Source organism: Marinoscillum pacificum (assembly GCF_024714495.1).
Lineage (GTDB): Bacteria > Bacteroidota > Bacteroidia > Cytophagales > Cyclobacteriaceae > Marinoscillum > Marinoscillum pacificum.
Map to the genome: position 1 here is coordinate 562,413 of NZ_JAMZMJ010000001.1, position 22,924 is coordinate 585,336.

At 40.1% G+C, this 22,924-nt stretch carries 22 protein-coding genes; 9 read left to right on the forward strand and 13 right to left on the reverse strand.

Annotated elements, in window-relative coordinates:
* Window positions 1–17: 17 nt before the first annotated feature.
* Entirely contained in the window at window positions 18–1,001 is a 984-nt protein-coding gene (locus NXS00_RS02455) for an endonuclease/exonuclease/phosphatase family protein (protein ID WP_258097528.1), read from the reverse strand.
* A 54-nt stretch (window positions 1,002–1,055) separates the two neighbouring features.
* Between NXS00_RS02455 and NXS00_RS02460 the strand changes: the two genes are divergently transcribed.
* Window positions 1,056–1,370: an Hpt domain-containing protein gene (locus NXS00_RS02460; protein ID WP_258097529.1), complete on the forward strand. Its 315-nt coding sequence runs from the start codon at window positions 1,056–1,058 to the stop codon at window positions 1,368–1,370.
* On the opposite strand, the gene NXS00_RS02465 is transcribed toward NXS00_RS02460, so the two are convergent.
* The 7 genes from NXS00_RS02465 to NXS00_RS02495 all read right to left on the reverse strand — a co-directional run bounded on the left by NXS00_RS02465 (window position 1,371) and on the right by NXS00_RS02495 (window position 9,813).
* Window positions 1,371–2,000 (reverse strand): SanA/YdcF family protein, encoded by a 630-nt coding sequence (locus NXS00_RS02465; protein WP_258097530.1) that lies wholly within the window; start codon window positions 1,998–2,000, stop codon window positions 1,371–1,373.
* A gap of 27 nt (window positions 2,001–2,027) precedes the next feature.
* Window positions 2,028–4,637: a DNA gyrase/topoisomerase IV subunit A gene (locus NXS00_RS02470; protein ID WP_258097531.1), complete on the reverse strand. Its 2,610-nt coding sequence runs from the start codon at window positions 4,635–4,637 to the stop codon at window positions 2,028–2,030.
* Window positions 4,638–4,644: 7 nt separating this feature from the next.
* Window positions 4,645–5,142: a hypothetical protein gene (locus tag NXS00_RS02475; protein ID WP_258097532.1), complete on the reverse strand. Its 498-nt coding sequence runs from the start codon at window positions 5,140–5,142 to the stop codon at window positions 4,645–4,647.
* The gene (locus NXS00_RS02480) at window positions 5,139–6,122 is read right to left on the reverse strand and encodes a DUF1028 domain-containing protein (RefSeq protein WP_258097533.1); all 984 of its coding nucleotides are present in this window, start codon (window positions 6,120–6,122) and stop codon (window positions 5,139–5,141) included. The genes NXS00_RS02475 and NXS00_RS02480 overlap by 4 nt, the downstream gene beginning before the upstream one ends.
* Window positions 6,119–7,345, reverse strand: coding sequence for an alpha/beta hydrolase family protein (locus NXS00_RS02485; RefSeq protein WP_258097534.1), 1,227 nt, complete (start codon window positions 7,343–7,345; stop codon window positions 6,119–6,121). The genes NXS00_RS02480 and NXS00_RS02485 overlap by 4 nt, the downstream gene beginning before the upstream one ends.
* A 13-nt stretch (window positions 7,346–7,358) precedes the next feature.
* The gene (locus tag NXS00_RS02490) at window positions 7,359–9,239 is read right to left on the reverse strand and encodes a DNA topoisomerase IV subunit B (protein ID WP_258097535.1); all 1,881 of its coding nucleotides are present in this window, start codon (window positions 9,237–9,239) and stop codon (window positions 7,359–7,361) included.
* A 151-nt stretch (window positions 9,240–9,390) separates the two neighbouring features.
* Complete coding sequence (locus NXS00_RS02495) at window positions 9,391–9,813, reverse strand: hypothetical protein (protein WP_258097536.1); 423 nt, start codon at window positions 9,811–9,813, stop codon at window positions 9,391–9,393.
* A gap of 267 nt (window positions 9,814–10,080) precedes the next feature.
* Here NXS00_RS02495 and NXS00_RS02500 point away from each other — a divergent pair, with 267 nt between their 5' ends.
* From NXS00_RS02500 to NXS00_RS02520, 5 genes are all read left to right on the forward strand, one after another.
* Window positions 10,081–10,563, forward strand: coding sequence for an RNA polymerase sigma factor (locus NXS00_RS02500; RefSeq protein ID WP_258097537.1), 483 nt, complete (start codon window positions 10,081–10,083; stop codon window positions 10,561–10,563).
* Window positions 10,556–11,173 (forward strand): hypothetical protein, encoded by a 618-nt coding sequence (locus tag NXS00_RS02505; RefSeq protein ID WP_258097538.1) that lies wholly within the window; start codon window positions 10,556–10,558, stop codon window positions 11,171–11,173. The genes NXS00_RS02500 and NXS00_RS02505 overlap by 8 nt, the downstream gene beginning before the upstream one ends.
* 112 nt (window positions 11,174–11,285) lie before the next feature.
* Window positions 11,286–12,449 carry a sterol desaturase family protein gene (locus tag NXS00_RS02510; RefSeq protein WP_258097539.1) on the forward strand — a complete coding sequence of 388 codons (1,164 nt, stop codon included), beginning with the start codon at window positions 11,286–11,288 and terminating at the stop codon, window positions 12,447–12,449.
* Window positions 12,450–12,553: 104 nt separating this feature from the next.
* On the forward strand, window positions 12,554–12,910 hold the full coding sequence (locus NXS00_RS02515) for a hypothetical protein (protein ID WP_258097540.1): 357 nt from the start codon (window positions 12,554–12,556) through the stop codon (window positions 12,908–12,910).
* A 268-nt stretch (window positions 12,911–13,178) separates the two neighbouring features.
* A complete protein-coding gene (locus NXS00_RS02520) occupies window positions 13,179–13,481 on the forward strand; it encodes a GIY-YIG nuclease family protein (RefSeq protein WP_258097541.1) in 303 nt (100 codons plus the stop codon).
* Between the two features lie 841 nt (window positions 13,482–14,322).
* On the opposite strand, the gene NXS00_RS02525 is transcribed toward NXS00_RS02520, so the two are convergent.
* Together NXS00_RS02525 and NXS00_RS02530 are read right to left on the reverse strand one after the other, a co-directional pair.
* The gene (locus NXS00_RS02525; protein ID WP_258097542.1) at window positions 14,323–14,844 is read right to left on the reverse strand and encodes an adenine phosphoribosyltransferase; all 522 of its coding nucleotides are present in this window, start codon (window positions 14,842–14,844) and stop codon (window positions 14,323–14,325) included.
* 3 nt (window positions 14,845–14,847) lie between these two features.
* Window positions 14,848–16,083 carry an ABC transporter permease gene (locus NXS00_RS02530; RefSeq protein ID WP_258097543.1) on the reverse strand — a complete coding sequence of 412 codons (1,236 nt, stop codon included), beginning with the start codon at window positions 16,081–16,083 and terminating at the stop codon, window positions 14,848–14,850.
* Window positions 16,084–16,167: 84 nt separating this feature from the next.
* Between NXS00_RS02530 and NXS00_RS02535 the strand changes: the two genes are divergently transcribed.
* Window positions 16,168–17,427 carry an asparagine synthetase B gene (locus NXS00_RS02535; RefSeq protein WP_258098438.1) on the forward strand — a complete coding sequence of 420 codons (1,260 nt, stop codon included), beginning with the start codon at window positions 16,168–16,170 and terminating at the stop codon, window positions 17,425–17,427.
* Between the two features lie 73 nt (window positions 17,428–17,500).
* Here NXS00_RS02535 and NXS00_RS02540 read toward each other — a convergent pair whose 3' ends face one another.
* From NXS00_RS02540 to lpxK, 3 genes are read right to left on the reverse strand one after another with little or no spacing between them, the layout of a single operon-like run.
* Window positions 17,501–18,100 carry a MiaE family protein gene (locus NXS00_RS02540; protein WP_258097544.1) on the reverse strand — a complete coding sequence of 200 codons (600 nt, stop codon included), beginning with the start codon at window positions 18,098–18,100 and terminating at the stop codon, window positions 17,501–17,503.
* 2 nt (window positions 18,101–18,102) lie between these two features.
* The gene (locus NXS00_RS02545) at window positions 18,103–19,944 is read right to left on the reverse strand and encodes a putative porin (RefSeq protein ID WP_258097545.1); all 1,842 of its coding nucleotides are present in this window, start codon (window positions 19,942–19,944) and stop codon (window positions 18,103–18,105) included.
* 60 nt (window positions 19,945–20,004) lie between these two features.
* A complete protein-coding gene (gene lpxK / locus NXS00_RS02550; protein ID WP_258097546.1) occupies window positions 20,005–21,042 on the reverse strand; it encodes a tetraacyldisaccharide 4'-kinase in 1,038 nt (345 codons plus the stop codon).
* Here lpxK and NXS00_RS02555 point away from each other — a divergent pair.
* Window positions 21,041–22,135: a Nif3-like dinuclear metal center hexameric protein gene (locus tag NXS00_RS02555; protein WP_258097547.1), complete on the forward strand. Its 1,095-nt coding sequence runs from the start codon at window positions 21,041–21,043 to the stop codon at window positions 22,133–22,135. The two genes, lpxK and NXS00_RS02555, sit on opposite strands and share 2 nt — an antisense overlap.
* A gap of 6 nt (window positions 22,136–22,141) precedes the next feature.
* Complete coding sequence (locus NXS00_RS02560; protein ID WP_258097548.1) at window positions 22,142–22,915, forward strand: zinc ribbon domain-containing protein; 774 nt, start codon at window positions 22,142–22,144, stop codon at window positions 22,913–22,915.
* The last annotated feature ends 9 nt before the right edge of the window (window positions 22,916–22,924 follow it).

A 22,924-nucleotide genomic window follows, 5' to 3' on the forward strand; every position in this document is an offset into this window, starting at 1 on the left:
GGATTTTCATCAAAATGCTAATGAATAATGAACTTCATCATTACCGGCAAATGATCCGAAATTTGTCCTGCCTCTTTTACCACTCTAGATTCCACTTTTTGTATACGTGTATTATTGAATAAAATGTAATCAATCATGCGATCTGGCTGCTCACTTGGAAACGTTTTGGTCGATTCATTGAAATATTGATCTTTTACAATGGCTGATTCGATGTTAGAAGAAGTCATGATAATTGAGAGAGCATCCTCACTACTGACGTATTCTGATTCACTGTTAAAATCTCCTATTAGCAAGACCGGGTAATCCGCCGCATACCTTTCAAACAATTCTTTCACTACATGTCCGTGAGCAACCCTGGTTTCTTGATCAAACGCTTCTAAATGAAGGTTCATTACGATGATATCAGATCCTCCAAGGTTTAGCTTCACTATTTGTATAAGTCGATCGAGGTAGAAACTCTTGTAGAAAAATCCTGCGTTAATGGGCTTTTCTAAAGTTATAGTCTCTATTGGTTGCAATTCAAATTTGCTTAACACAGCCTGGCCAGATAGAATTTTCCCAAAATGCTGACTTGGTGGCCAATAAGGAAATGGCAAATAAGTCTTATCCCAGTTTATCGACTGATAGGCAACCGGAAAACCAAGAGTGACGGCAATACTATCAAGTTGATTCATGTAAATACTCCTTGCGGAACCAAAATCTATCTCTTGAAAGCCTATAATATCAGCATCTATTTGCTCAAACATTGACCTTGCAGACAACAAGTTTTCCTTGAACAGCTCATCTCCCCGATCAACGGGTAAATTATTAGTCATTCCAGATAAATACCCCAAATTGTAAGTAATTACCTCAACCGTGTCAAATGATTTCTTATAGTTGTCGTGATATACTATCTTCGAATTCAATTGACCAAGGTCAACTGACCCAGAGGATCCCCAGAAGTAGAAAACAGTAAAACCAATTAAGAGAATTATTGGTAGTGCAATTAAAATTCGCTTCATCCTTTGATTAATTGGTGACTAAGTTAATTTTAACTAGACAATTCGAACAATCTTATGGATTTTTCTTATTTGAATTCAATCAGCGACGGAGATTTAGACTTTGTTCAGCAATTTGTTTCAACATTTGAAAGCAATACAGCGAATATTGTTTCTAACATGAAAACAGCATTTGATAATGGTAGCAAAGATGATCTTCGTAAGCTCGCCCATCAGCTAAAACCATCTCTTCAAATGTTGGAGTTGGAGACTTTGCAAGTAACCGTAGACATTCAGGATGATCCAGATCTAGCAACAGCAGAGAGTCTGGATGCCATCGAAAAAGAATGTTTGGAAGCTGTAGTGGCTATGAAAGCTGAGTACGGTCTTTAATTAAAGCTCCTCTTGCTCGCCAAGAAAGCGAGGTTTCTGATCAAAAAGATATAGATCAAACACTGCTTTGGCTCTTGCTAAGGTTTCTCTTAGTGCCAAATTAAAAGGCAACTGATCTTTATTATCAGCTGAAAAGGCAACAGCATTCAGCTCATGATGATCTGCTATAAAAAGCGCTCTATAACAGTGAAAATCCTGGGTGATAATAATTACATCATCCTGTCCAAAAACTTTCTTGGCTCTGACTACACTATCCAGGGTTCTGAAACCTGCGTAATCTAATGTAATGGAACCTTCTGGAACCCCAAGCTCTTTGAGCGCATTGAGCATATCTCTAGGCTCATTGTAATAGACTGTTTCATTATCCCCACTTACAATGATGTGCTCAATCACTCCTCGGTGGTAAAGATCTGCTGCAGCCTTCATGCGCTCTGCAAAATACTTATTAGTACCTCCTTCTACTGTTCTTTTACTGGTACCTAAAAGAAGTGCCACACGTTTCGGTGGCACATCATTGATATTGTAGTATATCCGTTCTTGTGTAGAAGATACAATCCAGAAGTTAAGACCCAGGATCAATACTCCAACCAACACAATCAACACACCTATGACCTTAATAAATCGTAGCATTAGTTATCTAACGGAAATCAGGTACGATTAGTCTTCTTTTTTTCCTCCTCCAAATAAGTCCATCTGGTTGTCTTCGTCTTCAACCTCGTTTTTAATGGACTCCTTGAGACTATCCAGATCTACATCCTGACCAGCTTTTGGCTCCTCTTCAGCAGGCTCTTCCTCTATAGCGATGACTTCCTGGATATTTTGGATTGGACATTTGTTACCAATTGCCTTCCACCCTTTCACATCAATCACCTCCTGAAGATCAAGCTCCTCTTTTTCCTTTGAGCGGCCATCTTTATAAACAACCTCCACTTTCGTGCCTTTGCTATTCGCTGCGTACAACAACTTCGAGCCCTTAGCTTCAGAAATAAATCCAAATCGTTTGTTGGATGTTGTAGTCTCTACAAGGAATCGTTTCACATAGAATACCTTATTATCTCCATCGTAATGAATGGCATTCACTGGAAGCTCCGGATTAAACTTACTCAAACCAAGAAGCTGGTTCGGTTCATATCTATTCGTCAGCTCAAAACTTGTCAATTCGTAACTACCATCTTTGTAGAATACTATGATCTGATCCTCAGGATTGAAATTACCTAAATAAGTACCTCGATCATCCCTGTTCAATCGACCAACGACTTCATCATACCAGATTTTCACTCCTCCAAGAGTAGATACTCCGGCCGACTTGAACTGAACTTTTCTTACTGGGTATTTCGTCAGGATATTACCTCCTGCTCCACGTCCTTTAATTTCTAATTCTGCAAAGTCAAAATCAAATACTTTTTTACGTGCAGAACTTGATGCCGTTAAGTAAACGGTAATCACTTCAGCTTCTCCATTCGGATTTGCAGTGAAGTACAAAATTTTCGAACCTTTAGCTCCTTTTGTTAGATCATATTCGCGATCTCTAGTTACTGATAATACCTGAAAACGCTTCACCATTGAGCGTCCGCTCTTGGCGTCCACATAAGCCAGGTTGTAAACCATCCGTTCATCTCCCTTCTTGAAGACCGCAACATGAATGATTCCTTTACCAACAAAGACTTTATCCTGAATACGAGTTACCTGACATACACCATCTTTACGGAAAATGATTACATCATCTATGTCAGAACAATCACTTACGAATTCATCTTTCTTAAGTCCGTAACCTATGAAACCGTCTTCACGATTTACATAGAGCTTAGCATTGTTTGCAGCTACAACTGTCGCTGTAATCGTTTCGAAGTTCGCAATCTCAGTCTTACGCTCTTTTCCTGTACCGTATTTATCAAGTAATCTCTGGTAGTAAGCAATAGCGTAATCAGTCAAATGCGCCAGGTGATGCTCCGTTTCTTCTAACTCCTCAGTCAGCTTACGCATCAGCTCATCTGCCTTGAATGAGTCAAACTTCGAGATTCTCTTGATCTTAATCTCCGTCAATCGGATGATATCATCCTGAGTAATCTCTCGGTAGAAATCTGGTTTGTACGGATCCAATCCTTTATCGATTGTGATCAATACATCTTCCCATGTTTCACATTCTTCAATGTCACGATAAATCCTGTTTTCGATGAAGATTTTCTCCAGGGAAGAGAAAAGTAACTTCTCCATCAATTCAGCTTTCCTGATTTCTAACTCCTGACGAAGTAAGTCAACAGTCTGCTCAACCGATGTTTTCAGAATATCACTAACCCCAAGGAAGTGAGGCTTATCATCAATAATAACACAGGCATTAGGAGAAATAGACACTTCACAGTCCGTAAATGCATACAATGCATCTATCGTAATATCTGGTGAAGTATTAGGTGCCAGTTGTACCTGAATCTCAATATCCTTTGCCGTGTTATCAATTACTTTCTTGATCTTGATTTTACCCTTATCATTAGCTTTGATAATGGAATCAATCACCGATGTAGTGGTAGTACCGTATGGAATATCTTTGATGACCAATGTTTTGGTATCAAATTCCTCAATTTTAGCTCGTACACGAACCTTACCACCTCGTCTACCATCGTTGTAATCGCTTATATCAATCTTACCTCCTGTAAGGAAGTCAGGATAAAGCGTTACTTTCTTTCCTTTTAACACATTGATTGCAGCCTCAATCAACTCACAGAAGTTATGTGGAAGCATCTTGGTGGAAAGCCCAACGGCAATCCCTTCCACTCCCTGCGCAAGTAATAATGGAAACTTAACTGGAAATGTTACAGGTTCTTTCTTACGTCCATCATATGATAATTGCCAGTCCGTGGTTTGAGGATTGTAAACCACATCAAGGGCAAACTTGGACAAACGCGCTTCGATGTATCGAGATGCAGCAGCACTATCACCAGTCCTTACATCTCCCCAGTTTCCTTGAGTGTCAATTAAGAGATCCTTCTGTCCAAGGTTAACAATAGCGTCTCCAATAGAGGCATCACCATGTGGGTGATACTGCATGGTACTACCAATGATATTGGCTACTTTGTTAAAACGTCCATCGTCCATTTCCTTCATCGCATGAAGGATACGACGTTGTACTGGCTTAAAACCATCCTGTATCGCTGGAACGGCACGTTCCAGAATTACATAAGAAGCATAATCCAAAAACCAGTTTTCGTACATTCCCGAAACTGGAGTGGACCCATGTAATTCGTCTTGCTTGATGTTATTCTCCTCGCTCATCTAAACTTCAATTGTTACTTGGCAGCTCATTGGCTTGCTCCTGCTCTGCCCAAAACTTCTGTTTATATTTCTTAATTAATCTTCTAATCGTGTCCAATTCATTATCCACTTTAGAATAATTGAATGGGTACCAGGCTGATGGCTTACAGTAATAAACATCCTTTTCGAATGTTTCAAACTTGTAAATTCCATCAAAAGAAATCAGCTCCACATTTTTGATTCGGTCAAAAGAAACAACCAGCTCACTGGTTCCCTGATCGATGTAGAGGTTTTCGTGATCGTAGCTTATTCGATAGAAATTCCTCACAAAATCCATAAAGGATGGAAACCAGTACTTCCAAATCAAAAAAGCATAAAGCAATATGAAGGGAATGGTTATCCAAACATTGGTATTTTGCAAATGTGCAAATGCCTGCATCAGGACAAACGTTCCAGCAATTACTATCACGAATATGCGATATACCTTAAAGTATTTAGTCGATAAGGTCTTTTCGCGACGTTTCACTGTTTCATTATTTTCTTCAAGTCTCCTTCTGAGACTGTCAACATTCCATTGTCAATCAACCTTGGAGTCAGTGTTTTCCACTTTGGATCCAGGGCAAATATTTTCTTAAACATAGGAAGTGCTTCATTCAATTTATTGGTATTTGCCAAATTGATAGCATGCCAATATTGCATCTCAAGATTGTTTGGAAACATGGTCTCAGCACGTTTGTAAAGTTCTGTTGCTTTTTCAAAGTCTCCTTCTTCCACAGCCACATCTCCATCATTCATGTAGGTATATGCCTGATGTACCTCCCACAACCTTCTAATTTCTTTCAAAGGTTCTGCGTGATCATCAACTCTTAAATCCACTTTTCGATCTATCCATGACTTACCAGTGGGCTCTCCTGAAACTACCAGTACCGCTGCAGATTGCTTCCCACGAATGTCGCCACCTTCTTTTTGAGCAGCCTCCAAAGCTAAAATCAAACGCTCAGCTAGTGGCAACCCTGCTGAGTTTTCAAAAACCTTGGCCATGGCTCCCCAAACAGTGGCATTCTCCATTAGGTTAGCCTGAACCGCATAATAGTCGCCTACCACATGGCCAGCTTCTTTAATATTCTTCTTTCCAGTGTGTGCTGCTGTTTTTCCAGAGGCATCGATAACACCAACCTGACGATATTCACGTCCTTCATCACTGTCGAGCAAAGCCTTAAGTGTTGCCTCCGCACCTAAACCAGTTTTCATGAGTGTTAAACCCTGCGGCCCAAAAGCTGGATTAGAAAATGACTGAGTAGCTACAGCACCAACGCCCGCTTCAGCCCATGCCACAACTGTACCAACAGAAAACCAATGTGACTGCACTGCCACACCAATTTCTCCTGTAGCTGTATCCATCGCCACAATCGAATAGGTATGAGTTAATGGATTTTCACGATTGTACTGTGCCATTGCAGACACAGACATGATTCCAAAAATCAGTGCAAGTCTTAGTTTTTTCATTCTTGTTCCATTTTAAGTAATTGACTAGCTAATTCTTCCAGGTAAGGTAAAACACCAGTACCATGAGTCCCTCCCTCTATCGTAGTAAACGTCACAACTTCAGTAGACGCTCCATTTGCAATAAACTGGTTGTATACGTCTACTGAATTCTGATAAGGAACTGTAATATCTGCATCTCCATGATACATGAATAATGGAATTTCCGGTACAAAGTCAATTGGGCTGTTATCAACGAAAGCTTCACGTATGTACGCATACTCGTCTTTTGAATCAATATTCTCCAACAAATCATTATTCACCAGGTCAGCAACTACATCTGTCAATTGTGCGTTGATCTGAGATCCTGTCATTGAACCATCAAAGTAGTCTGGGATATCACTAGCATATGGCTCATTGAAGAAATCCGCTAAATCACCCATATCAAGACTTTCCACATAGGCCTGAGCTACAAAGGCCATAAAGAATGGCTGGTGATACGTTTCCTGTGCAAAGAAATATTCCTGAAATGCCTTGATATCATATCCGCCAGAAGCAGCAAAAGAAGCTTTCATGTCATAATAAGGAACATCGTTTTCTTCGTAATATTTATGACTTGCCATCGTAGCATAGCCTCCTTGAGAATAGCCAGCTAAATACAACTCGTTATCAATTTCCACTTCTTCCATACTCGCCACTTCTCGAGAAGCATAAATAGCATTCACTACAGCTGTGGCAGTTAGATCTTCCAGATAATAAGGGTGCATGATATCAACAGAAGAACCAAATCCTATAAAGTCTGGAGCAATAGCTACTAAACCAGTTGATGCTAATGCAGAAAGTAAAATATTTTGACCATCACCAAGAGCCAAATTGGACGGAGCCTCAGCGTCTGAACCAATGGTACCATGCTGGAAACTAACTGTAGAAACAACCTCATCATCAACAGAAGGCATATACACTACTCCAGAAGCAATTATTGAATCACCCTTATAAATGGTCTTATACGTGATATGATAGATGGTCACATCATACTGAATCGCATCTAAATCAATATCAATTCCTGCCTGATTCATAAAGCCACGTAGATCTCCACTTCTCCAGGTGATTTGAGCATCTGCAGACACCAAAGTACTCGGTGTAGCAACAGCACTATCTACTTCAGGATCATCTGAAGTATTACAACTTGATAAGACAATAGTCACTAGCACAATCAATGCCAGCAACTTGTTCGAGTAATGTTTCATAGGGGTTATGGGTTTATGCTTCTTCTAGAGCAGCCTTCTCACCTTCCTTCACCAAGTCCTTCTCTACTCTCAGTTTATCAATAATAAACTCTTGCCTTTCCGGTGTGTTTTTCCCCATGTAGAATCTCAGCAGATCTTTGATCTTGGTTTCAGGTTGAAGAATAACTGGCTCTAATTTGATATCTTCTCCAATGAAACCACCAAACTCATCTGGAGAAATCTCGCCTAAACCTTTAAATCGGGTAATCTCGGGTTTAGCTCCCAGCTTATTGATAGCGTTAACACGCTCTTCATCGGAGTAACAGTAAATCGTTTCCTTCTTATTTCGTACACGGAAAAGTGGCGTTTCCAGTATGTAAACGTGATTATTTCTTACCAACTCAGGGAAGAACTGTAAGAAATAAGTCAACATCAACAATCGAATGTGCATTCCATCCACGTCGGCATCAGTTGCGATGACAATCTTACTGTAACGCAATCCTTCTAATCCGTCTTCAATATTTAATGCATGCTGCAATAAGTTGAATTCTTCGTTTTCGTACACCACTTTTTTAGTCTGTCCAAAACAGTTAAATGGCTTACCTCTCAAACTAAATACTGCTTGAGTTTGTACATCACGAGATTTAGTAATCGAACCGCTGGCACTATCACCCTCTGTGATGAAGATCATGGTACGCTCCTTCACTTCATCATCACCTTTCTTATCATCAAGGTGAATGCGACAGTCTCTAAGTTTCTTATTGTGAAGATTGGCCTTCTTAGCACGATCATTAGCTAATTTCTTAATACCAGCCATTTCCTTACGCTCTCTTTCGGACTGCATGATTCGCTTCAAAAGCGCATCGGCAATATCACTATTTCTATGTAAGAAGTTATCTAATTCAGTTTTAAGGAAGTCATTGACAAAAGTCCTCATAGTAGGTCCATCTGGCCCAACATTTTGAGATCCCAGTTTCGTCTTGGTCTGACTCTCGAACACAGGTTCCTGCACTCGTACCGCAATCGCACCAACGATTGATGCTCTCACATCAGACGCATCAAAGTTCTTACCATAGAACTCTCTTACGGTTTTTACAACTGCCTCTCTCAAAGCAGCCAAATGAGTACCTCCTTGAGTGGTATGCTGGCCATTGACGAAAGAATAGTATTCTTCACCGTATTGGTTGGCGTGAGTCAAAGCAACTTCTATGTCAGTCCCTTTCAAGTGAATGATTGGATATCTTAAAGCTTCTTCATCCGTTTTCCGCTTCAGCAAATCCAGTAAGCCGTTCTCAGAATGGTACTTATTACCGTTGAAATTGATAGTCAGTCCAGCATTTAAGAAGGCATAATTCCACAACAAGTTGTCCAGGTATTCTGGAATGAAGTGATAATTCTTGAATATCGATTCATCTGGCTCAAAAGAGATGGCTGTACCATTTCGTTCCGATGTTTTTTCAATTTTGGCATCGTTGGTAATCACACCTCTTTCGAATTCGGCAAGCTTGGTTTCTCCTTCCCGGAAAGACTGCACTCGGAAATAAGTACTCAGAGCGTTAACAGCTTTCGTACCGACACCATTCAGTCCAACGGATTTTTGGAACGCTCCTGAGTCGTATTTACCTCCTGTGTTGATCTTACTTACACAATCCACCACTTTTCCAAGAGGAATACCACGACCAAAATCTCGCACTTCCACTCGATGGTCAGAGACTTTCACATGAATGGTTTTACCATGTCCCATCATGTGCTCATCTATACTGTTATCTATTACCTCTTTTACGAGTACGTAGATACCATCATCATGTGCGGAACCGTCTCCTAATTTACCAATATACATACCTGGACGGAGCCTGATATGCTCTTTCCAGTCCAATGATTTAATACTATCCTCGGTATATTGTACATCTGCCATACGCTACTAACGAATCAATAAATTGGTTGATTTGAATGAACTCAAATCGAAATTTAGACAAAAAAACACACTAAAAAAGGAAGACAAAAACGCACTTCCTTGAGCCTATTGTTGAATTAATAAGCCTTAATTAATTGCAAGTCAACTAGTTTTATGACTTCATTTTGGCTAGATAAATCAATCCCACTACCCAAATAAAAATTAAAAAAGGTCCGAGATAATTTAAGTAAGCGAATCCTGAGGGGTCCAGGTGTGCGGTATTGTTGATGACACCAATGAACCCAACAATCAAAGTCAGGTAAATATTCACAACGAATGAAAGTCCCCTCACCCATGCTTTTACCTCGAGTTTGGAGATGTGTGATTCATACAACTTTTGGAACCCAAGGAAGAATAAGTTCACCACGACAAAGACGCCAATTCCAAAATAGAAAAAGTCCTCTTTTCTTAACTGTAAATCAGAATTATCAAGCGTCAGGTTTACCATGACCGGAAGGTAGGCATACACCAACAACAAAATACCGAGAAACAATAGAATAGAAAGAAACTTAAGGAAGTTGACAACTTTTAGCATAAACTATTTTGGGAGCTGTATTTAGATTTTACCTGCTTTATAGCCGTCGCAAAAGTAGCCGATGAAGGGATAAATACCTTTTCATTTAGATAGAAAAAATAAAAGTAATTGGTGATCGGTTTTCTGTGATGATTAAATGATCTTAGAAATCAGATTGAGCATGGAGTATTGAAAATTGGTCACTTCAATAAAAAATTCAAACTCATGTAATTTCGCCTACCCTATTTACTACTAACGCTAGCAAAAGCACGATTCAACACGATTAACTTGACTGAAAAAGAGTTCATAGAGAAGATCCAACAGCATTCTGGAATCATCCACAAGATCCTCTTCCTGTATGTAGACGACCCTGAGGATAGCCGTGACTTAAAGCAAGAGATTCAACTTCAAGCCTGGAAAGCTAAAGATCGGTTCAGAGGAGACAGCCAGTTCAGCACGTGGCTTTATAGGGTGGCGTTAAACACCGTTTTAACCTTCAAGCGAAAGAAGCAGATTCCGACAAGCGAGATTTTGGAAACAGATTTTGCAAAAGAACATCCGAAAGAAAACAGCGAACAAACAGACATTTTACTAAGAGCCATTAAGAGTCTGAATGATATTGACAAAACGATCATTACGCTACACCTGGAGGACTATGATAATCCTGAAATAGCGGAGATTACTGGACTCTCCAAAAACAATGTCGGTGTGAAACTACACCGTATTAAAGATCAATTGAAAAAGAAAATAAACGATAGACCCAATGGATGAATTAAAACAAGCATGGGGTTCACTGAAAAGTAAAACCGAGGGTTTTACCAACCTCACTGAGGCAGAAATTAAGAACACAGTCAATGATTCCACCTCTTATGGCATCATCGAGAAACTGCGTAAGAATGTGAAGTACAAGCTGATGTGGGCGATTTTCTTTACAGTAGTTTTCGCGATCATTATCCCATTTGCCTTTCCTCTGGCTTCACAGATCTTGATCTCTATTATGTTGATGGCTTATGCGATAGGTTCTATCCTGCTCTATCAAGAACTTCAGATTTTGAAGAAGGGCGTCAAAATGGATAGCAACTTATTAACTGGTTTAATTGCCTACAGGGACCGAATCAAGCGAGTGATCAAATCTGAAGAGGTTGTTGGACTAACTATGTATCCCATTTCTACGTCTGGAGGATTCTTTTTAGGCATGCAGCTTTTCAATAGAGAAGCTGCGATTATGGACAAAAGCTGGCACTGGGGGGTGTTAATTAGTACCGTATTGCTATTCACCGTTCTTGGGCACTTCGCTGCTCGTAAGATGAATGAAAAGGCATTCGGTAAATACCTGGCTCAGTTAGAGGATAATATTGAGTTGTTAAGATCGGAAACTTAGGCAAAGTAATGGTCTTGAAAATACTCTGCATAACGAGTATATTTGATACATGAACATTAACCCCATTATCTTATCCATCCCCATATACTTTCTGTTAATTGGGATAGAACTGATGATCCAGTTCTTTTCTAAAAAGCACATTTACCGACTCAATGATGCAGTAACAAACATCTCCTGTGGCATTACCCAGCAGGTCACCGGAGCATTTGTGAAAGTATTTACAATAGCAGCTTTCCTGTTTGTATCTGAAAACTGGGCAGTCTTTGACATTCCAGTCACCTGGTGGAGTATTGTCCTCCTGGCCCTCGGAGTTGATTTGTGTTACTACTGGTCACATAGAATGTCACACGAAATCAATCTGTTTTGGGGTGGCCATGTAGTCCACCACCAGAGCGAGGATTACAACTTCTCCGTGGCGCTGAGACAAGGTTCCTTTCAGGGAATCTGGACGTTTTGGTTTTACATGCCATTGGCCTTTTTAGGGTTTGATCCAACTATGTTTTTATTGATTAGTGCATTGAATACAGTGTATCAGTTTTGGATTCATACAGAAACGATTGGCAAGCTTCCTAAGCCGATAGAATTTATCTTCAACACTCCTTCTCATCACCGGGTACATCATGGTAGAGACCCGAAATACATTGATAAGAACCACGCTGGCTCTCTTATTATCTGGGATCGCATGTTTGGGACATTTCAAGAGGAAGAAGAACGTCCTACTTACGGAATCACCACTCCGATCAATACTTGGAATCCTGTTTGGGCCAACCTTCAACACTATGTGGGCATGGCGGATCAACTGAGAGAAACGCCAGGCATAATGAACAAACTGAAAGTAGTGTGGTATAAACCAGGTTGGAGACCAGAAGAACTCGGTGGTTACCAGGCTCCAAAAGCAGTAGACAAAGACACTTATACCAAATACAACAACAATCCTGCATTGAAGCTGAGCATTTACGTATTAGTACAGTTTATAGCTATTCTCGGTGTGACTAGTTTGTTTCTTTTCACAGCAGATAACATGCAGTTCAATCAGAAGCTTGCTTTCTCCGTGTTGATCATTTGGTCTGTGGCTCAATTTGGCATCTTGTTCGACAATAAAACAAGATGGGTCAACATGGAGTATTTTCGGATTTTCATTGCAAGTGCTACCAGCAGTTATTTAATGGATGCTAATTGGATAGCAATGCTTAGCGGAGCCTTTGCAATTGTTAGTGCTATGTCCTTTTTTCTAATCCGAAGAGAAGAACCAAAGGTAGAAACAGTAAAGGCCTAAGAAATTGAACTACTAGGACCTTGATCCTTCTTTTGCAAAGAGAGGGCTTAGAAAGAGCTCTTAAGAAACAAATCTGGTTAGTTTTGTGTTCAATTCCAATGAAAATGAAGAAGCTGGCTATACCTTTTTTAGCAATCCTATTATCAAGCTGTTACTCCACACCCAACATCCCTGGTTTTGATCAGGAAGTGTGGATGGTTCCCATCACCTACTGTGATCAAAGTAAACTTGAATTAGCGAAGGTATTGATTGATAATAAAGACCAATTATTGGGTGAAGGCCAAACGCAGATCAAACAGCTATTGGGAATGCCTAGTGAGCAAGAGCTATACCGCAGAACGGAGAAATTCTTCTACTACAACCTAACTCCTGGTGACACCTGCGATATTCAGACGATTAGAAGACTAAGTATCCGTTTTGATGCGCTTGACAGAGCGAAGGAGATAATGATCATTGAGTGATTAATAACCTTTCACCTCATTAATTAATCATCTTCCTTCACTTAACGTAGTTCTTTAGTAATCGTCACCTCTGCCCAGGCGGAGGTCACATCAATATAATTGAAGAAGGTAACATAATACTTTGATCTACTTAAGCCTTCACATTAACACTCCATGAGATGCCTGTCTGCACAGGCATGACGAGCTAATGAGAACCTCCATTCTCTTAACCCTTCACATGCCTATAGAAAATCGTTGAATTGCTGCAATAAAGCATTATCTTTCAACTATGAGAGCCAAGGGAGGTTATGTCTACATTGTCACAAATCAGTACAGAACAACCCTATATATTGGTGTAACAAGCAACCTATATGCTCGTGCCTACCAACACAAATCAGGAGATGGCTCAGAGTTCACCAAAAAATATCAGTGTTATGATCTGGTCTATTTTGAATTTCATCCTAATATAGAATCTGCGATTATCAGAGAAAAACAACTCAAGAAATGGAAACGAGCCTGGAAAGATCGACTGATATCTGAATTTAATCCAACATGGGCAGATCTATTTGATCAGGTGTCTGAGTATCAATGATTATTCAAAAGAATGATCTAATGATTAGAATTATGAGATGCTTATCTCCCAGGTATTATATCAACCGTCACTTCTGCGAAGGCAGAAGTCTCATCAACAAGTCTAATAAAACAATAGGCACCTACCCATTTTAGATTGATCAATTGCACATCATGAGATGCCTGCCTACGCAGGCATGACGCACAAACAGGATAGAACCGTCACTTCTCCACAGGCATGATGCAGCATTTAGATTGAAACGTCACCTTCGCGAATGTGGAGGTCTCATCAAAAGAATTGAAGGAGGCAAATTCTTCAATTGAGATGAGATTAACCTTAAAATTTATCATGAACTGCCTGTCTGCTCAGGCATGACACAGCAATAAAACAAAACCGTCACCTCTGCGTAGGCAGAGGTCACATTAAAACAATCATGGATAAAATCTGCAACGATCATCTTCCGATTTAAGATTGATCAATCATACATCATGAGATGCCTGCCTACGCAGGCATGACGCGACATTTAGCTAGAACCGTCACCTCTGCGCAGGCAGAGATCACATTAAAACAATTATGGATAAAATCTGCAACGATCATCTATCGATTTAAGATTGATCAATCATACATCATGAGATGCCTGTCTGCACAGGCATGACGCAGCAATAAGATAGAACCTTCACTTCTCCGAAAGCATGACGCAGCATTTAGATTGAAACGTCACCTTCGCGAAAGAGGAAACATCAAAAAATGAAGGAGGAAGCACAATACTTCAATCGAGATATATCATGAGATGCCTGCCTACGCAGGCATGACGTGAGAACATCAAGAGTCTTTCACCTCCAATTCTCTGTGGTATAATCGATTAAAACGTCACCAGCGAGTGAACGTCTTTGCCATCTAGTTTTTTAGCTCCGTCCAAAAACGCTAATTCAACAAGGAAAGAATACCCGAGTACCTCTCCTCCTATTTTCTCAATCAGTTCACAAGCCGCTTTGGCCGTACCTCCAGTAGCGAGTAAGTCATCGTGAATAAGCACTTTCTGACCTTCAGCAATTGCATCAACATGGATTTCTATTTCTGCGGAACCATATTCCAAATCATAGGAATGCTTAATAGTCTTAAAAGGCAGTTTACCAGCTTTACGAACCGGGATAAATGGAACTCCAAGCTGCTGTGCGAGCTGTAAACCATAAATAAACCCTCTGGATTCGATGCCTACTACGGCCTCAACACCTTTATCTTCCCAGTATTCGTAAAACTCCTTACTTACCTCCAGACTCAGTTCTGGATCGGCCAATACCGGTGTAATATCTTTAAACAAAATGCCTGGCTTTGGGAAGTCAGGCACATCGCGAATAGTCTTTGTTAATTTCTCTGCTATCATATGTTATTCAAATCTCAGGGATTCTATTGGATCCAACTTAGATGCCTTATAAGCCGGCAAATATCCGGAAATTAATCCAACTATCATCCCCACAGTTACCCCAAACATAATCCAGACCCATGGAACGATAAATCCTCCATCAGAAATTGCCATAGACGTGACGTTTCCAATGGCGATTCCTAAAATAATTCCTCCAAGTCCGCCCATTTGAGTAATCACTATGGCTTCAATTAAGAATTGCTGTCTGATTTTTAATGGTGTAGCACCCAGAGCTTTTCTCACACCAATTTCGCGAGTTCTTTCAGTAACCGAAACCAACATGATGTTCATCAGACCTATAGAAGCACCAAGAAGCGTAATAAACCCGATGGTGAAACCTCCAATTCTTAAATAACCAGTAATCTCCCCTAGTCGTTCTGCCAGGGATTGGTTCACTCTCACTTCAAACGAATTCTCTTGCTTCACTGGGTCTCTGCGAATAGCTCTCATTAAACCAGTAGCCGTACCAACAGCCGCATCCATGTTATTCGGGTCATTCACGGCTACAGTTGCTTGATAATCCAGTTGTCTTCCTGCAGCCAGCTTTCTACCTGTCACCATAGGCACCAGGCACATTCTATCTACACTACCATTGCCACTAGCTCCACCTTGAGGCTCTAGAACACCTACAACCATGAACTTCGAACCCATGAACTTAATATTCTTGTTGATTGGGTCCTCACCTTTATCGAACAAAGCATCCTTGATTTCACGTCCGATGATAACCACCATCGCGCCATTATCAACCTCTGATCTAGAAAAAGAACGTCCTTCCGTGACATCATAGCCATCTACAACCAGGTAATCATAGTCTCCACCCTGAACACGAGTGTTAGGGTTCGTTTTCTTAGATCCACGCTTAGCTTCAGCGATTCCTGTCACCCAGGCATTGATGGATACGGTTCCTCCATCAAATTTCTCTTTGAAAGTCACCAGTTCATCGTAAGTAACTGGTGGATAGGATTTAGTATCCTTTCCATCTCTGCTTCCTCTGAAGTTGTTGATACTATTTACATCAAAGGTATTTGCACCAAGATTTGCGAAACTATCATTGATGGATGTTTGAATACCTTCTATAGCGGTTAGGATTCCTACCAAAGAGGTAATACCAATTGCAATGATCGCAGCTGTTAGAAAAGTTCTAAGTTTGTTAGCTTTGATGGAATTGACCCCTTCTTTGATGTTTTCTCTAATATTCATTAGGTTGGCTTTGTGGTTAGGTGAAGTTAATGAGAACTATGCGATTGGCTTATGCGTTGGAATAATAAAATTTCGGGATTAATGATGCGAAAACTGTTTTTTATACTGGCAATAACATTCATTTCGGTTAAGGCTCATTCGGCTTATCTATTGATTCCTATGGATGAAACTCAAACCAATCATCTTAAAGCATACGGAATTACTTACTGGATGTTGACCCAAGAAGTTCCTGCAGACTGGTTATTGAACTATAGAGGTGGCAGTTTCATGGTCAAATACCTTCAAAAAATTGAAAACGAGTGCATCATACGCAACATTTCATATGAGGTTATCTCTGACGCTCAGGCAAATAGCATTCTGAATGAAATTTCCAGCCCAGCATCTAACATGGATGTGATGAAACTAGAAAAATATCCAAAAATTGCTGTGTACTCTCCAAAAAGCAAACAGCCATGGGATGACGCAGTAACACTGGTTCTCACTTATGCCGAAATACCTTATGACGTCATCTTTGATGATGAGATCATGTACAATGAGTTACCAAAATACGATTGGCTACATTTACACCATGAAGATTTTACCGGTCAGTATGGTAAGTTTTACCGTACTTACCAGCATTTTCCTTGGTATCAGCAGCAACAACGAGAGTATGAAGAGTCAGCTAAAAAACACGGATTCTCTAAAGTTTCACACCTCAAACTAGCGGTTACCAAGAAAATCAAAGCTTATGTTGCTAGTGGTGGATTCCTTTTCGCCATGTGTTCTGCTACTGATACTTACGATATTGCACTATCTGCTGAAGGATTGGATATTGTAGAATCGATGTACGATGGTGACCCTGCAGACCCTAATGCACAAGGAAAATTAGATTTTAGTGAAACTTTTGCCTTTGAAAACTTTACCCTGGAGCGCAATCCTTACGAATATGAGTACTCCAATATAGACATGCAATCAAGAGAGCGAGGGTTGCGTCAGGAGAATGACTTCTTCTCGCTGTTTCAGTTCTCAGCTAAGTGGGACCCTATCCCGACCATGTTGACACAAAATCATGTAACAACTGTCAAAGGCTTTATGGGACAAACAACTGCCTTTAGAAAGTCACTCATTAAATCAGACGTACTAATTATGGGAGAAAACAGGTCTGTAGGAGAAGCACGATACATTCATGGGGTACTAGGAAAAGGTTTTTGGACATTCTACGGAGGTCATGATCCAGAAGACTATCAGCACTTTGTTAATGAACAGCCAACGGATTTGAATTTACACCCGAACTCACCTGGTTACCGCCTAATTCTCAACAACATACTTTTCCCAGCAGCTAAGAAGAAAAAGCAGAAAACTTAAATGTTCTAGGTTCTAAGTTTGATGTTCTGAGTATTTAAAATCATAAAACTCAGAACTTGAAACTATTAACCCATCAGTGCATCCTATCTCCTCGAACTTCGAGATTCTTGATAATCTCTGCTTCTGCTTCCAGGAACTCTTTCCAGCGATTGATTACATATTCTTCTCCGGAATAAGACTTGGCTAAGTCAAGGAAATTGTGATAATGACCCGCTTCTGAAACCATCAGTTCATAATAGAACATAGACAATTCTTCATCCTCAATGTTCTTCCAAAGTATTTTAAAACGCTCGCAGCTCCTTGCTTCTATCAATGCATTCATCAGCAGCTTTTCGGTCAATTGCTGATCTCTACTTCCACCCTTTTTAAGAATACCATTCAGCGCACTGACATATTCGTCTTTGCGTTGCTTGCCCAGTGCATACCCGCGTTTATTGAGTTGCTCTATCACACGCTCAAAATGCGCCCATTCCTCAGCCACAACAGGCGTCAACATGTCAACCAATTCCCTTCGCTCCGGATATGAAACAATGAGCGATATACAGGAAGAAGCCGCTTTTTGCTCGCAGTAAGCATGATCGACCAAGATGTCCTCAATGTTCATTTCTGCAATATTGATCCAACGTGGATCTGTAGGAAGATTTAAACCTAAAGTCGTTTTATTCTGCTCCATTATTAATCATAAAATAACCAACGCGCACCAAAATCGATGGTCTGACGAATGCCTGGATAGTATGGTGAAATAAAATATCCACTATTAGCCTGCTGATTGATATTAGTCACCTTAACAAATGCAGACAAATTGTTGACCTGCATATTGATAAAGAAGTCCAAGGTGTAGAATTCATCTATTGGGAATTCGTCCTGCAAATAGAATTGCTGAATCTCTGGTGCATAGGCCATTCCATAATACCTGGTTTTAGCATGGATATCAAAACCAACCTGTACTCCCATGGTATTTTTAAACCACAACCCTTTCCAGTAAAGCTTACCATTGTAGAAGATCTCAGGCACTCTCATATATGCAGCTCCATCTCCACCAAGTGTTGTATAATAGACCTGGTTTTCAAACATGAAAGCCTCATTGAATTCTTTATTGGTGGTTAATCTAAGGTTAAAATCTCCCCCTAAAGATGTCAGCACGGCGATTTCTGAACTTTGTCTAGCTTCCTGATTCTGATCAAAATAAGTAAACTGATCTACTGTAAGGATGCGTCCTTGAGGTCTGATTTTCAAGAAACCTAGATTCAACTGAACCCCACCCTTTATTTCATTACTAAAAGAAGAGTTAAAGCTATTGTACCATTCATGATGGTTGCCGTAGTAAGTTTCAGAAATGAACGAAGGCTTGGAGCGCACTGACTTATAAGATCCAAAAATAAGATCCGAATTCAAATTGGCATTTAATAAGTATTCGCCACTCTGTAAGAATTCTGCCTGACCCTCCACATTAAACTTATCCCTCCAATCAAAGCGTGTATATCCTCCAAGATACATTTCACCAAAATGGCTTGTTGGATCCAGATATAAATAGGTAAAATCAATATCTCTCCGCTTCAAGTAAATTCTGTAAAAAAGATTCGCTAAATCACCATTGATACCTACTTCATTTTTTATTTCAGTCCAGTTGCTGCGCTCATAGGTACTGTCTGGTGCGATGAGAAACTGGTTATAAAAGTCTCCATAATTATTGTAAGTGGTAGAAGTAGCTGTAGACTGTGTTCCAAAATCCTGATAGATATCCTTTTGACTAATAAAATCAGCTTGATGATAGAATTGCAACTGTTTTTGCCACGCATACTGATGATATAAATGAACATTGGTGCGCTTATCATTCGTTACCGCATCACTCAACTGTTTCGTGGCATCGTCATATTGGAAAAACTCATCCTGAGTAGCTGTCTCTATATCGTCAATGTAAATACCTCCAGTTTCCTCGACATTAAAGCCCATATTGGTCACGCTCAACATCGCTGAATATGGTTTTTCGGGATGCTGATAATAGGTATAAACATCTAGCACGGTACCGATAACATTTCGATCCTGCTGACCACTCTTCCCTATTTGCTTGTCAGAGGTAATTCTATAGATGTCAAATCCAAAGTTCCAATTGGCATTGACATTTCTACTGAACTTAAAGTCAACCACTGATCTTCCATTTCCTGCAAACGTGACAAACAGATCCATATAGGGAGACTTGGTATCGAAATACTGAATCTTGTCCGGCGTAACCATGTAGCTATCATAAGCTGACAACCCACTGGTTCTTCCAATCACACCCGTAACAGGATAAAACAATGGATACATGGCCGTTCCATTATTTCCAAGATTCTGGTACATTTTACCATTTCTATCGAGATGAGAATATTTTTCCAGATTGTAAAGCGTGGTATCCGGGTGCCGTTCCTTCTCTACATTATTCTTGATATCCGCCTCTAGAATAATTCGAGTAGTATTGGCATTGTATACTAATTCCGTGGAATCGTCAGTGATCTGTGCACTGAGGTTCCAAGCCATTAGTAGTAATAGAAAATGAAGAGAAATTCTTTTCACGCGGCAAAAGTATAATTCTTTCCCCTACTGAACATAGTTTTTCAGCATAGAGTCTAACTGTGATAGAAATAACGCCTCTTCTCGCAAAAATTTTACACGAATCGGTAAATAATAACAAGAGTATTCCGCTAGCTGGTCAAATTCCTTCAATTTGACCATGTCCTTTTCTGTAACCAGCAAACTGACATCATCACCTAGCTCCTGACTTATATCCTTAATATCCTGCGGTTTATATCGATAGTGATCTCTGTAACTATGCGTTAAAAGCACATTGAAATCATGTCGAACGCGCTTCTCAAACGGTGCTGAGTCCGCCATTCCAGAAATAGCGATCACGCGATTATGAAGAGGAAGCTCATTCTCAAAAATGGGTTGCGGCTTCAAATATTCCACGGAAGTGAAAAAAACATAAGCATTCGTATATTGACGAATTCGTTCTCGGATTTTAACCTGATCTGACTCGCTTAAATGTTCAGGACACTTGGTCATGATAACAAAATCAGCTCGAGAAATCCCCGTTCGATGCTCTCTCAACCTTCCGGAAGGCAATATGTAATCCTCATAGAATGGATTTTCATAAGTAGTCAATACAATCGCAACGGATGGAATCACACGTCGGTGTTGGAATCCATCATCCATCAATACCACTTCTTGCTCAGCGAATCCTACCAATTGTGGTACGGCCAACTCACGATCTATTGAAACCGCCACATTGATCAGCTCACCATATCGCCTCCAATACATATAAGGCTCATCTCCAATGGTATCTGCAGTATCGTGATCCCTAGCGACTCTGAAACCATGTGTACTCCGACCATAGCCTCGACTGAGGGTGCTTACCTTATAATCCTGGTTCAGATAATACCGAATCAAATAATCGATCATTGGAGATTTACCCGTTCCTCCTATAGAGAGGTTTCCAACACCAATTACATTTGCATCAAATTGAGTAGAACGACTAATGCCCTTATCGTAAAACCAATTGCGTAGTTTTACAACAGCTGCATACAGCAGGGTGATTGGAAAAAGTAATATTCGCCACAGCAACATTAGAGACATCATGCAAATTAAAAATATCATTCAGTTTTTAGAGCAATTTGCCCCACTTCCCTACCAGGAATCCTATGATAACTCAGGGTTACTTGTTGGGGATCGCTCCGCAGAGCTGACATCAGCATTGCTTACTCTGGATGTAACAGAAGCAGTCATTGATGAGGCAATTACCAATAACTGCAACCTGATAATAGCCCATCATCCCCTGATTTTCAAAGGATTAAAAAGCATTACCGGAAAGCATTGGGTGGAACGATGCGTGATTAAAGCCATCAAAAACGACATTGCTATTTACGCCATTCACACCAACCTGGACCATGTGCATTTGGGCGTGAACAAGATGATCTGTGACAAAATTGGGCTAACCAACTTAAAGACATTGAGTCCAAAATCAGAAGTGCTAACAAAACTAACCACTTTCATACCTACAACTGATACTCAAACAGTACTGGACGCATTGTATGCAGCTGGCGCTGGAGAGGTTGGCAATTACGATCACTGTAGTTTTCAAGTAACTGGAACGGGCACATTCAGACCAGGTGAAGACTCCAATCCACACATTGGGACTGCCAATAAGGACGAACAAGTCTCTGAAAACAGAGTGGAAGTCATTTTCCCAACTTTTCTTTCTGGGAAAATTCTAAATGCTTTGAATCAAGCACATCCTTATGAAGAAGTAGCTTACTACCTTACTCCATTGAGTAATAAAAATCAGGAAGTCGGAAGTGGTATGGTTGGTCAACTTTCAGAGCCTGTGGAGACCAAGGCATTCTTGAAGTCCTTAAAAGAAACCTTTAAGGCTCAAGGCATTAGATATACCCACATTCATAAAAATATGATTCAAAAAGTTGCTGTTTGTGGTGGTGCTGGAAGTTTCCTATTGAATAGAGCAATCTCTTCGAAAGCAGACATTTTCATCACTGGAGACTTCAAGTATCATGACTTTTTTGAAGCCGACAACCAAATCATTGTGGCAGATATTGGGCACTTCGAAAGTGAACAATACACAAAGGATTTACTTTATGATATATTAAGCGAAAAATTCACTAATATTGCACTCCGTTTATCGGAGGTACAGACTAATCCAATCAATTATTTGTAATACTGCATGGAAAATACCGTAGCAAAAAAGCTCGACAGCCTCGTAAAGTTACAATCCATCGATTCAGAACGTGACGAACTGATTAAAGTGAGAGGTGCCTTACCTGATGAGGTAATGGATCTTGAAGATGAAATCGCTGGATACCAAACGAGGGTTGAAAAACAAAATCAGGAGCTTGCTGATTTGGAGGACAACATCAATAGCAATAAAGCCGCAATTAAGGACGCTGAGAAGCTCATCAAGAAATATGAGGAGCAGCAGATGAACGTTCGAAACAATCGTGAGTATGATGCAATCACTAAAGAAGTAGAATTGCAACAACTTGAGATTCAAATCCTTGAGAAAAGAATCAAAGAATCTTACGCTAAGATTGACGCTAAAAAAGAAGAAATAGATCAAACTAAAAACACTCTTTCTGAAAGAGAAAAAGATCTAGACTCTAAAAAAGGAGAACTTGAGACAATTACTAAAGAGTCTGAGTCTGACGAAGAGAAACTTCTTAAAGAGCGTGAAAAAGCTGCTAAGAATGTAGAGGAAAGATTGTTCAAGTCTTACGAGAAAGTAAGAAAGAACATGAGAAACGGACTTGCTGTAGTTCCTGTTAAAAGAGGAGCATGTGGTGGATGTTTCAACGTAGTACCTCCACAGCAACAAGCTGAGATTAGAGAGAAGAAGAAAATTATTGTTTGTGAACATTGCGGTAGAATCCTTGCCGACGTAGAAGACGAAATCGTTGAGGAAGTAAAACCAAAAAGACGAACAAAAAGAACTACAAAATAAATACACAAA